The sequence below is a fragment of the Synechococcus sp. H60.3 genome, assembly GCF_047462295.1.
In the GTDB taxonomy this organism is placed as follows: Bacteria; Cyanobacteriota; Cyanobacteriia; order Thermostichales; family Thermostichaceae; genus Thermostichus.
Genome location: NZ_JANSIY010000078.1, coordinates 1 through 11,853, shown reverse-complemented (window position 1 = coordinate 11,853; position 11,853 = coordinate 1). Strand labels below are relative to the sequence as shown.

The following is an 11,853-nucleotide window of genomic DNA, read 5'->3' as shown; positions in this document are numbered from 1 at the left end:
TATAGACGGTGGGGAATCCCGCGCATTTAGCTTAGTCCGCACCGTATTGGTTGTTTCCTCAACGAAGATGGGTGTCGGGAGTTGTTCACTTGAAAGTGCGTGCCAGCCAGCGCCGCAGCGGATGCCAGGCGGGCAAAGACAAAATCCAGCGGGACTGGCGCTCCAGCATCAAGCGCTCAATAGGATAGAGCCCAAACAGCTCGTAGCGGCTTTGGGCGATCAAGATCCCCAGCGTGAAGCTGACGCACAGCAAAAGGCCGAAGGTGGGCCAGCCGGGCCGGTAAAACAGGGCATAGCGCAGGCCCGTCCAGGTGAAATGGTTCCACAGACGGACGATATCTGCCCGCAGCGCCCAAAGGCTGGGGATCCCGACCAGCAGCCACAACAGGCCCAGAAAGATAAAGCTGCCGCCATGGTAGAGGCGCAACAGGCGCCTGGCCGGCGGAGAGAGAGATTCCAGGCCGGGAGGGTTTTCCGACTCCCAGACGCGAGCAGCCTTCTTGGCATCAACTGAGCTAGGATCAGGAGGCAATGACATCGAGATCCCGGTTCTCCCAAGACCTTCGTTATAACTTTAGCGACTGGGATCCGTAACTGAAGCTCCTTAGGGGGCATTGAGGGAGCGGGTTAAGCCGTGTAGCCGACCTCGGAGAGGAAACTCCTCCAAGGATATAATGGCTCTGCAACTTGCCTTGCTAGCTCAATGGATAGAGCACCGACCTTCTAAGTCGATGGTTGCAGGTTCGAGTCCTGCGCAAGGCGCTAGGTGGATTCGCCTGGGATCCTGGCTGGCGGCGTTCGACTCTGAGAGGGGCACCACACCCGAAAGATGACCTGGCCAGAGTGGCTTGCTACAGTCAGGGATCCCTCTAACATCTCCATAGCCTTTTTGGCTAGCGGCAGGCCTAGGCCTGTCCCTCCGGCCTTGCGGCGATCCAACTGTGGGATGCGGTAGAACTTTTCAAACACATGGGGCAGCGCCTCTGGAGGAATTTCCACTCCCGTATTGCGCACCTCGATCAGCCAGCCGGGACGGTTCTGTTGATGGGTCTGGCTAAAGCGCAAACAGATGCTTTCCCCAGCCGGCGTGTACTTGCAGGCGTTGTTCAAAAGTTCGCCCACCACCCGCGACAGCAGTCTCTCATCCGTACAGAGGGGCAAAAGGTCGGGATCCCATTCCAACTGAAACTGTTGGTTCTGCTGGGCAGCTCGCAGCCGGAAGGGCTCGGAAAGATTGGGGATCCACTCCTGAGGAGATAACCAGGTTAGATTGAGATCCCTGTTTCCGGCTTCAATAGCTTGCAATTCCAACAGCTCGTTGATCAAGTCCAGCTCGCGGTTGGTCTCCATCTCCAAAATCTGCAAGTAGCGCTGCTCCCGCTCCGTCAGGTTGGCCTTGGAGAGAAAAGCAATTGCCAGCTTCATGTTGGTTAGAGGCGTGCGCATCTCGTGGGAGACCATGTGCAGAAACTCATCCTTGAGGTGGTTGAGCTCCTGCAACTGCTGCACCTGCTGCTGCACGGTTTGGAAAAGCCGGGCCTGGCGAATGGCAATCGCACACTGGCTGGCCACCCGCCGCATCAAGCGCTGTTCCCGCTCGCCAAACACCTGCCCCGGCGGACGCGAGCCGCAAATATTTCCCAGCAGGAGAGATTCGCCTTCCTGAGCATCGCAAATGGGAAGTACCAGCAGCGTGTGGCGGTCGTAGCTGGGCCAGCAGGGGTGGCCAAGGTTGCTGAAATAGCAGAACTGCCCACCCTGAAGCTGCTGGAGCACCTCGGCAAAATCGGCAAAGGGGATCTCCAGGGGAAAACGGCGGATCCCTTCTCCAGGTCGATAATCCAAGGCCAAAACGCTAACCTGTCGTTCTGGGTCATGGAGGGCAATCATGCAGCCGGAAAGGCCAAGGCTGAGGGCCAGTTCCTGCGCCACGGTTTCCAAAATCTTGTGCTCGTCTAGGCTGGAGCGAATTTCTTCCGTGATCAGTTGCAGCAGGGCCTCGTCTTCGTAGGCTTGCTGCAGTTGGCCGTTGCGCACCCGCACTTGGTAATCCAGTTCGACGTTGGCTTGCTGCAGCCTTTGGTAAAGTTCCGCCTGTCGAATGGCGACTGCCAGGTGATTGCCAATTGCCCTGGCCAACTCGATCTCTTCCTCTTGCCAATCGGGTTCAGAGATCAGGCGTCTCAGGGCTAGAGCGCCCCAAAGTTTCCCTTGACAGGCCACCGGGATCCCTAGCCAAGGGCCGAGCTGGCAGTCTTGCCTTTCCTGCAATGCAAAGGGATCGGAAACTTGCTGGGGATCCGCCACGTGAAAAACTTGCAGCTGCTGCAACTGCTGAATGGTTGGGATCTGCGGATCATCCGGTATGCGCATTTGGAGAGTACTGGGCACATCGGGGGAGCGAACATGGCCGGTAATGCCCACCCACACCTTCTCGGCAGGCAGATATTGGTAAAGGGTAACCCGCGCTGCCTGCAAAACCTGGCCTACTTCCTGCACCGCTACCTCAAAGAGGGTGGGTAGATCCAAAGAGGTGCTGATGGCTTGAATGAGCCGGTTAAACAGTTTTTCCCGCTGCACCTGTTGCTGCAGCTTTAGCTCGGCCTGCTTGCGCTTGGTGATGTCCAGGGTTACCCCGACAACATGGCTGGGATCCCCTTCCGGCCCCAGGAGCACAATCCCCTGAGAGAGGTGCCAGCGCACCTGCCCGTCTGCGAGATGGGCACGGTACTCAACTGACAAGTTGGGATCCCCCTCCAATGCTCTAGGCCCCGCCAACTGGAAAGCTTCCTTCACCCTCTGGCGATCTTCGGGGTGAACGCTCTCGAAAAGCATCTCCAGAGTGAACTCCTCGCCGGGATCCCGTCCGTACTTGGCCTTGCACTGAGGGGAACTGCTCAGCTCCCCGCTGCGCAGATCCAGTTGCCAATAGCCCAGTTGGGTGGCCTCCAGAGCCAAAAAGAGATGCTCTGGATAAAAGCCGCCGTCTTCTGGCCACACCGGCACCAGGCGGTGTTGAGCTGAAGCCATCTCCCCCACCAAAACGGTTGGTTGTTCCAGCAGCGCTACCTCATTGTGGACGATCCTCATACAGATCTGAGAGATCCCCTTGCCAGAAATCCTTAGCTTTAAGCATGATTTTAGTACTCTGCTCAAAGATGTGTTAGCCAATACAGGATCTTTACTTCACGCTAAACTTCAGATCCGGAGAGCCGACTCTTGCCCGCAGCTTGTGGCCGAGGGGGGAGCCTCTGCTATAGTAATGGGCAGTTGCGCCTTGGATCCCAACACTGGGGATCCCCCTAGCAGGTGGGGTTAGGGCAAGCCGAAATGAGTTTGCGTTGAGAAGAGAGCAGTGCTGCATCAAGCTCCTTCCTTGCGGCTGCGCCCTCAGCCTGCGTGAAGCGTTGATTCTTTTTTATGCTGCCCTATGCCACGTTTGGCCTAAAGAAATTGCTGCTGCTTTTGAGCGGGGATCTTTTCCCTCGGAAGCCTATAGTTAGTTTCTGGCGATTGTTCGATATTTTTCGGTTTGCGGTAACGCGGCTGCTCAAGGTGCCGCTGCCCTCTTCCTTTGGTTAGCGGGCAGAGACAACCCAACGGATGGGGATAACCTCAGGTTGGGCTAGCTGGCGAAGGTAAGGTTGTCCCCAAGAACGGATTCTTTGAGCCTATCCTCTTGCCGGCCAGGGTTGCCAAAGTTGCTTGTGGCAACGGCCAGGTTGTCCTGTACGGGCTGATGGCTAGCTTAGAGCGCCTGGGGTGGCAGGCAAGGGGATCCCTGCGGCATTTTTCATCAATGGATCGTCACCCAGCCAATTCATTTTCTGTAGAATTCAAGGTTATTCCTGTGATTTGTGAACTTCCTCGCAGTCCTCAGCCTGCTCTGCAGGAGCAGGAGCGATCGCTTTCTGCCACAACCGCGGCTGTCCGGCCCGAATGGCCAAGCCACCCCCTGGATCCCTTGAATGGCGAAGAAATCCGGCAAGTGGTCAAAATCCTGCGTCAGGAGCGCCCTCTTGCTTCCCGCTGCCGCTTTGTCACCATCCAACTGCAGGAGCCGGAGCGGCCCTGGATGGAAGCTTGGCAACCGGGCCAACCCTGGGATCGGCAGGCGTTTGTGGTGCTGTTGGATCCCGCCGAGGGCAGCACCTACGAGGCAGTGGTCTCCCTCTCTCGGCAGCAGGTGTGCTCTTGGCAGCTCGTCCCCGGCGTGCAGCCGCCCCTTTTGGACGATGAGGTCTACGCCTGTGACCGCTTGCTCAAGGAGGATCCCCAATTTCTGGCCGCCCTGCAGCGGCGGGGCATTGCCGATGTGGAGCGGGTGATGGTGGACTACTGGACGGTGGGCTACTTTGGGATCCCGGAAGAAGAGGGGCGGCGGCTGGTGCGGGGTCTGTGTTTCCTGCGCACTTCCCCTTACGACAATGGCTATGCCCGTCCCCTCGAAGGCCTCTACCCCTGGATTGACCTCAACCAAATGCAGGTGATCAAGGTGGAGGATCGCGGCCCCTGGCCTCTGCCCCCGGAAGATGGCAATTTTGACGAGATCTTCTTCAAAGAGTTTCGCCGAGATTTGAAGCCTTTGGAAATTACTCAGCCCCAAGGGGTGAGCTTCCAAGTAGAAGGCCACCACATCCGCTGGCAGAAGTGGGATCTGCGCATCAGCTTTAACCCCCGCGAGGGGCTGGTGCTGCATCAGGTGAGCTATGAGGATCAGGGCCGCCTTCGCCCCATCCTCTATCGGGCTTCGGTAGCCGAGATGGTGGTGCCCTACGGGGATCCACGGGATCCCCACTGTCGCAAGAACGCCTTTGACGTGGGGGAATACGGCATCGGCATGCAGGCCAATTCCCTGCGCCTGGGCTGCGACTGCCTGGGGGAGATCTACTACTTCGATGCCTGGCTGCCCAGCAACAGCGGTGAGCCCATGCTCCTCAAAAACGCCATCTGCATGCACGAGGAGGACTTTGGCGTGCTCTGGAAGCACACCGACTGGCGCACGGAGCGAGCTCAGGTGCGGCGCTCGCGGCGGCTGGTGCTCTCTTTCTTTACCACCATCGGCAACTACGACTACGGCTTTTTCTGGTACTTCTACCAGGACGGCACGCTGGAGTTCGAGGCCAAGCTCACCGGCATCATCAACACCTGCGCCACCCTGCCGGGGGAGGAACCGGAGTTTGGCGTCTTGGTAGCGCCCCAATTGTCTGGCCTCAACCACCAGCACTTTTTTACCGTGCGCCTGGACATGGCGGTGGATGGGCCGGGCAACTCCCTCTACGAAGTCCATGCCGAGCCGCTGCCCTTGGGGCCGGATAACCCCTACGGCAACGCCTTCCGCGCCCGCTCCACCTTGTTGAGCACTGAGCAGGAAGCCAAGCAAACGGTGGATCCCTTGCGGGGGCGCTACTGGAAGATTGTCAACCCCAACCGCCACAACCGCCTGGGGCAGCCGGTGGCCTACAAGTTGCTCCCAGGAGAGAATGTCCGGTTCCTGGCCCACCCCGACTCCTGGCTGTATCGACGGGCAGGGTATTTGGCCCACCACCTCTGGGCCACGCCCTATCATCCTGGCGAAAAGTTCCCGGCGGGGGACTACCCCAACCAACACCCCGGTGGGGAAGGGCTGGTGAAATGGACACAAGCCAACCGATCCCTAGAAAATACCCGCCTAGTGCTCTGGTACAGCTTTGGCTGTAACCACTTCCCCCGCACCGAAGACTGGCCGGTGATGCCGGTTAGCTACATTGGCTTTCTGCTCAAGCCGTTGGGCTTCTTTGAGTGCAACCCGGCCCTGGATGTGCCCCCTCCCCCGCCGAAGAGCAAAAGCTGTTGTGGCTCGTAGCCGCACTGCAAGGTGGCTAGTCTTCCTCCTCGAGGATGCGAGGCACCTTGAAGAACATGTCAGCGCGGTCGGGGGCGTTGGCCAGGATCCCTTCAATGTCGGGGTAGGGCTCCACTTCATCGGGGCGAGTGGGCAACTCCATGTCCAACACGTGAAAGGTGGGCTCTACCCCTTCTGTATCCAGCTCTTTCAGTTGTTCCACATAGGCCAGGATGTCTGCCAGTTGTTGGGTGAACTGGATTTCTTCCTCCTCGGTTAGCTCCAGCCGAGCGAGGTGGGCGACGTGTCGTACTTCCTCGCGTTTCAGCATCTTCCCCTCCTGCCGGCAGGTTACCGGGTTACTCAGCTAGCTTTTAATTGTCTAACCAGTCTAGCTAAACTCAGGCACTTGGGAGAAAGCTCAATACAGCTCCAGGTTGGCGCGTCCCGTGGTCTTGAGCCAGTTTTGCGCCTCGATATAGTTGTTGGGCGCAATGCGAATGGCCCGGATCCAGTATTGAGCTGCCTCATCGAACAGGGCCTCTGCTGTCTCCTCGTCCCCGGCCTGCAGGCTCTGCTCGCCCTTGTGGTGCAGCAAGACGGCAATGTTATTTAGGGCAGAACAGAGGCGGGGATTCAGCTCCAGGGCCTGGTGGTAGTACTCCAGGGCTTTGTCCAGTTCGCCATTGCTTTGGTAGATCAGGCCCATGTTGTAGAGGATGTAGCTGCGGTCTTCGTCGTCTTGCTCCAGGGCCAGGGCTTCTCGGTAGTTTTCTAGGGCCTCGGCATATTCTCCCTCGCTCTGGGCCGCCATGCCGTCCCGGTAGTAGGCAAAGGCCTTCTTCTGTTCAGGACTCACCCCCGGCATCAGCTTCAGGATCAGGTCAGCCATGACGGTGAAGGTTTTGTCGATGAAGTTGTCGTTCTTCATGCTGCGCGGCATGATTGACCCCCTTAGAGCGCAGGACTGGGTATCTCTTCTTTGCGTTGTAGCATGCCTGTGGGATCCCGAGCGTGGCCTTAAGCCGGATGCTGGCCTGGGCGAGAAGAAGCTGAGGGGCGCTTGCGCAGGCGTACAGGGTGCCACTGCACGGTTTCGCCGGGAGAGACCTCCACCTCACAGGCTGTGTCGATAAGCCGCTGCGCCTGGGCTTGAGGGGTGGGGTAGCGGGCCAGATCTGCATCCACCAGGTGGGGATACTCCTGCAGCAGTTGCACAAGGAACTCCTGCAATTCCTCAGGGGTGAGAAATTGCTCCGGCAGGCCTGGGATCAGCAGCACGTAGTGGTTGGCAGCACGCAGCAGTTCTGGCTCCGGGTCTGCCATGGTTTCGGGTTGGTGTCTTTCTTCCCTCATAAACCAACGGGTTGCAGCTCTCTTGATATCCTGAACAAAGACTTTCTGGGTTCTCGTCCCCCCTCTTATTGGCGTTTGAGATTGCTTTTCCTATGTCCAAGCCGCGCACGCTTTCTGGAATCCAGCCCTCCGGCGAGTTGCACCTGGGCAATTACCTGGGGGCCATTAAAAACTGGGTGGCCGAGCAGGAGCACTACGAGAACTTCTTTTGCATTGTGGATCAACATGCCATTACTGTGCCCCAGGATCCCAAGCTGCTGAGGGAGCGCACCCGTTCTCTGTTTGCCCTCTACCTGGCCTGTGGCCTTAGCCTGGAGCACTGTGTGCTGTTTGTGCAGTCCCACGTGCCCGCCCACACAGAGCTGGCCTGGCTGTTCACCACCATTACCCCCATGAACTGGGCGGAACGCATGATCCAATACAAAGAAAAAAAAGAGAAACAGGGGGAGGAGACCAGCGTTGGCCTGTTCAGCTATCCGATTTTGCAGGCGGCGGATATTTTGCTCTACCAGCCCAAGTATGTGCCGGTAGGGGAGGATCAGCGGCAGCATATTGAGCTGTGTCGGGATATTGCCCGCCGCTTTAACGACCGCTTTGGCGAGGTGTTTGTGATCCCAGAGGCCCTGATTCGCCCGCAGGGGGCGCGGATCATGAGCTTGACCGATGGCACCCGCAAAATGTCTAAGTCGGATCCCTCGGATTTCAGCCGCATTCACCTGCTAGACGACCCCGACACGATCCGCAAGAAGATCCAAAAATGCAAGACCGACTCGATTCGGGGCATCACCTTCGACGACCCGGCACGCCCGGAGGCCCACAATTTGCTGACGATCTACATGCTCACCTCCGGCAAAAGCAAGGAGGAGGTGGCGGCTGAGTGCGCTGAGATGGGGTGGGGACAGTTCAAACCCCTCCTCGCCGACAGCATTATCGCCACCCTAGAGCCCATTCAGCAGCGCTACCGAGAGCTCTGGAGCAACCCAGACTATCTGCTGGCGCTGATCCGGGAAAATGCCGCCAAGGCTCGCGCTGTTGCCGAGCCAACGCTGCAAAGGGTGCGGGAGGCGATGGGGTTCCTGCCCCCCTAGGAGAAGGCTCCCTTAGTCGGGCCGGCCATCGCGGATCTCGACGGTGCTGAACTCCAGGCCCAGCTCCGAGAGGATCCCTGGCCAGGCCAAGCGCAGGCGCTCCTGCCACTCCTGCCGGTGGTTGATGACATACACGCAGACCAGGGTAATGCCCACTCCCACCCACTGCAGCCGGGTCAGGGTCTCGCCCAGGAAGGTGCTGCCGAAGAGAAGGGCAAAGATGGGGGTGAGAAACGTGAGGGAGCTGAATTCGGTGAGGTTTTCCTGAGAGGCGAAGTAGAAGAAGAGGGCGTAGGCCACGGCGCTCCCCAACACGGAGGCATAGAGCAGGCCCAGCCAGTGGGCGCCGCTCAGGTGCTGCCATTGCTCGCTTTCTGTTAGCGCCGAGAGCAGGATCAAGGGCAGGCTGCCCAACACCATGTGCCAGCCCGTCGCCAACACCGGATCGGCCACCTCCGCCACCTTGGGCATCATCACGGTGCCGATGGCCATCGACAGGGAAGCCAGCAACATCCAGACGACGCCAGCCCCCACCTGCAGGGATCCTTCCCCGCCGAGGCCGATAAGGCCAATGCCGACCACACCCAGCCCCAGACTCAGCCAGCCCAGGGATCCCATCCGCTCGCGGTAAAACCAGTTGGCCATCAAAGCCACCGCCAGCGGCTGCGAGTCGATCAGTACGGATCCCAGCCCGGCGCCGGTCTCTCTCAACCCTTGCGCCAAAAATCCCTGAAAACAGGTGCCGTCCACCAGGGCGAAGGCCAGGACCCACAGCCACCCTCGCCGCCCCTGGGGATGCCAGGGCTGAGATGCCTCAGAGGCCCGCCCTTGCCAAAGCCGAAAGGCCAAAACCAGGATCCCAGCGGGCAACAGCCGCAGAATGGCGATAAAGAGAGGGGTGGTCTCGGAGAGGGCATCTCGCATTGCCACCATCGCCGAGCCCCACAGGAAGAAAGGGGCGATCATCAACAGGTGTTGCCAGATAGGCTGAGGGAATAGGCCAGATTGCGCCATAGGTGCTTCAAGCTCGCAGACAGAAATTAACCCTATGTTAAGCGCTGCGGCAGTTCGGTTACAAATCTTAAAATTACTGATGGGTGATGCGCAGCATGGGATCCCTGGAGGGCTTTCTCAACCTGGATAAACCAGCAGGGCTCACCTCCCACGACTGTGTGGCGGTGGTGCGGCGGGTCTTGCGCACGCGCCAGGTGGGGCATGGTGGCACCTTGGATCCGGCGGCAACGGGAGTTCTGCCCATTGCCGTAGGGCGGGCGACGCGCTTTTTGGCCTTTCTGCCGGGGGATAAGGTCTATCGGGCAACCTTCCGCTTTGGGCAGCGCAGCGACACCGACGATGCCGAGGGGCAGATCCAGGTGGGATCCCCTTGTCCGGAGCTGAGCCGCGAGCAGGTGGAGGAATGTCTGCAGGAGTTTGTCGGCGAGATTGAGCAGGTGCCGCCTCTTTACAGCGCCATCAAGCGGCAGGGGAAAAAGCTCTATGAGCTGGCCCGGGCCGGGGCAAAGGCAGCAGAACTGGGGCTGGAGCCGCGGCGGGTGGTGATTCGGCACCTGCAGATCCTGGGCTGGCGCCCTGGCGAGTTCCCGGAAGTGGATCTGGAGATTGCCTGTGGCCCTGGCACCTACATCCGCGCCCTCGCCCGCGACCTGGGAGAGAAATTGGGCTGCGGAGGCTTGATGAGCCGCCTGCGACGGTTGCAAAGTGGCCCCTTTCGCATCCAAGAGAGCCTGCCCCTGGAGCAGTGGCAGGGATCCGCCGATCCCGCCGCCGCCCTGCTGCCGATTGAGTGGGGATTTCGCGGTTGGGACTCAGTATCCTTGTCTCCGGCTGAGGCGCAGCGCTGGCAACAAGGTCAGGCCATTCCCCTGGATCCTGCTCAGGCCACTGCCGAGACTCTGCGGGTGAAGAGCCAACAAGGAGCGTTCTTAGGGTTGGGACACTGCCAAGGCAGGCTGCTCAGGCCACTGCGGGTGCTGCTGCCGGATCCCTAGAGCGTTGCAGAAAGGTTACATTTTCGTAACAACATCTGCCATTGTCTCAGGAGAAGGCAGGAAAGAACCCCCCGCATGCTAAACTTCTGGGGGCAAGTGGGGAGCTTGGAGCGCTGCCGGTGTTGGGCTTTGGCTCGATTTTCCAAGGCTGGCCTTTGGACGTTGCCGGCAAAATTCTCATCTCAAGCTACTTTTACATAGAGTTACAGGAACGGAGTTGGGGATATGCGGGATGCCGTAACCACACTGATCAAAACCTACGACCTGACAGGCCGCTACCTGGATCGGAATGCCATGGACGCGCTCAAGGCCTTTTACGATTCGGGTCTGCGGCGCATCAAGGCCGTGAAGGTGATTAACCTCAACTCGGTGGACATTGTCAAGACGGCTGCCGCGGCTATGTTTGCCCAGGTGCCAGATCTGATCCGTCCGGGTGGCAACGCCTACACCACCCGCCGCTACGCCACCTGTTTGCGGGATATGGACTACTTCCTGCGCTACGCTTCCTACGCCCTGGTGGCTGCTGATACCAGCATCTTGGACGAGCGCGTCCTGGCTGGCCTGCGGGAAACCTACAACTCCCTGGGGGTGCCGATTGCTCCGACGGTGATCGGGATCCAGAACATGAAGCAGCGCACCCTGGAGCTGCTCGGCTCCGACGAGGATTACAGCTTTGTGGCCGAGCCCTTCGATTACATGAGCGCTAAACTCAGCGAAACCGACATCTAACCTACTCGTCGGCGTAGGGATTGGCCGGCACCGGCATTGGTTCCACCTGCTCGGCCAGGATTACCAACTGAGGCTGGCCATCCCGTTGCTCCACGGCCATTCGTCCTTCCAGACGCAGCCAACTGTCCGGAGCCAGCTCCTCCGAGCGGAACCAGCGCACTGGCAAGCCGACCGGGTAGGCATCGGCAGCGCAGCAACTCACCAAAAAGCGAGCGATGACAAAGTGGTCAGGTTGCTCGTCAGGAACGACGAACCCCTGCACCCGCACCGGCTGGCCTTCATAGGTATAGGGATCTGGGTAGACATCCAGGGTGCGCACCCAGTCCAGCAGGGTGCGCTGGCGTGGGTCAATCTTGGGACGAAAAGCCTGCGGCTGGCTGCGAGAGGCACCCAGATAGGGAGATACCCCCCGGTTGAGGGCCGTCTGGCTGGAGAGGGGACGGGGCTCGACCCAAAACCCCAGCAGCGCCGTCAGGATCAAGAGCGCCGCCCCCAGGCGCGGCCCCAACAGGGAGACATGGCTTTCCGAGGGCGCGACTTTGGCCCCCCGCCACCGGCTAATCCCCAGGCCCAGTAGGCACAGGCCGGCCAGCAGAGCCACGTTTACGTAGGCGGGGTTAATCAACAGCGGCAGGGTGCCCCGCCAGCGGTAGACGATGAGCAGGCTCCCCAAGAGCATTAACCCAGCAGCATCCCAATAGGCTGGGTTACCCCAGCAGAGCCAGGAGGCCGATCCAAGGCCAGCTCTGTTTACTTTTGACCGCGCCTTGCCGCCGAGAGAGCCAGAACCACCTACGGGCATGGGCTAGCGCTTGCCTCCACAACTCCGAAGCTTATTGACACTCCC

At 59.6% G+C, this 11,853-nt stretch carries 11 protein-coding genes and 1 tRNA gene; 5 read left to right on the top strand and 7 right to left on the bottom strand.

The features are described 5' to 3' along the window. Positions 1-85 precede the first annotated feature (85 nt). The gene (locus tag NW841_RS09065) at positions 86-538 is read right to left on the bottom strand and encodes a hypothetical protein (protein ID WP_414363873.1); all 453 of its coding nucleotides are present in this window, start codon (positions 536-538) and stop codon (positions 86-88) included. Positions 539-689: 151 nt separating this feature from the next. Between NW841_RS09065 and NW841_RS09060 the strand changes: the two genes are divergently transcribed. Then, a tRNA-Arg gene (locus NW841_RS09060) sits at positions 690-762 on the top strand. Here NW841_RS09060 and NW841_RS09055 read toward each other — a convergent pair. Beyond that, positions 763-3,090: a GAF domain-containing protein gene (locus tag NW841_RS09055; RefSeq protein ID WP_414386149.1), complete on the bottom strand. Its 2,328-nt coding sequence runs from the start codon at positions 3,088-3,090 to the stop codon at positions 763-765. Between the two features lie 760 nt (positions 3,091-3,850). Between NW841_RS09055 and NW841_RS09050 the strand changes: the two genes are divergently transcribed. After that, positions 3,851-5,845: a primary-amine oxidase gene (locus NW841_RS09050; protein WP_414386148.1), complete on the top strand. Its 1,995-nt coding sequence runs from the start codon at positions 3,851-3,853 to the stop codon at positions 5,843-5,845. Positions 5,846-5,861: 16 nt separating this feature from the next. Here the strand turns inward: NW841_RS09050 and gatC are convergent, their stop codons facing one another. The 3 genes from gatC to NW841_RS09035 form a co-directional block, all read right to left on the bottom strand. Then, positions 5,862-6,155 (bottom strand): Asp-tRNA(Asn)/Glu-tRNA(Gln) amidotransferase subunit GatC, encoded by a 294-nt coding sequence (gene gatC / locus NW841_RS09045; protein WP_414363871.1) that lies wholly within the window; start codon positions 6,153-6,155, stop codon positions 5,862-5,864. A gap of 90 nt (positions 6,156-6,245) precedes the next feature. Beyond that, complete coding sequence (locus NW841_RS09040) at positions 6,246-6,767, bottom strand: photosystem I assembly protein Ycf3 (protein WP_011430196.1); 522 nt, start codon at positions 6,765-6,767, stop codon at positions 6,246-6,248. A 77-nt stretch (positions 6,768-6,844) separates the two neighbouring features. After that, positions 6,845-7,150 carry a chlororespiratory reduction protein 7 gene (locus NW841_RS09035; RefSeq protein ID WP_414363870.1) on the bottom strand — a complete coding sequence of 102 codons (306 nt, stop codon included), beginning with the start codon at positions 7,148-7,150 and terminating at the stop codon, positions 6,845-6,847. A gap of 122 nt (positions 7,151-7,272) precedes the next feature. Here NW841_RS09035 and trpS point away from each other — a divergent pair, with 122 nt between their 5' ends. Beyond that, positions 7,273-8,268, top strand: a complete 996-nt coding sequence (gene trpS / locus NW841_RS09030; protein ID WP_414363869.1) for a tryptophan--tRNA ligase — start codon at positions 7,273-7,275, stop codon at positions 8,266-8,268. Between the two features lie 12 nt (positions 8,269-8,280). On the opposite strand, the gene NW841_RS09025 is transcribed toward trpS, so the two are convergent. Next, positions 8,281-9,282, bottom strand: coding sequence for a DMT family transporter (locus NW841_RS09025; protein ID WP_414386147.1), 1,002 nt, complete (start codon positions 9,280-9,282; stop codon positions 8,281-8,283). A 95-nt stretch (positions 9,283-9,377) separates the two neighbouring features. Here NW841_RS09025 and truB point away from each other — a divergent pair, with 95 nt between their 5' ends. Beyond that, positions 9,378-10,277, top strand: coding sequence for a tRNA pseudouridine(55) synthase TruB (gene truB, locus NW841_RS09020; protein ID WP_414363867.1), 900 nt, complete (start codon positions 9,378-9,380; stop codon positions 10,275-10,277). Positions 10,278-10,502: 225 nt separating this feature from the next. Continuing rightward, positions 10,503-11,006 (top strand): allophycocyanin subunit beta, encoded by a 504-nt coding sequence (apcB, locus tag NW841_RS09015; protein ID WP_414363866.1) that lies wholly within the window; start codon positions 10,503-10,505, stop codon positions 11,004-11,006. Position 11,007: 1 nt separating this feature from the next. Here apcB and NW841_RS09010 read toward each other — a convergent pair whose 3' ends face one another. Beyond that, the gene (locus NW841_RS09010; protein ID WP_414363865.1) at positions 11,008-11,685 is read right to left on the bottom strand and encodes a TIGR03943 family putative permease subunit; all 678 of its coding nucleotides are present in this window, start codon (positions 11,683-11,685) and stop codon (positions 11,008-11,010) included. Between the last annotated feature and the right edge of the window lie 168 nt (positions 11,686-11,853).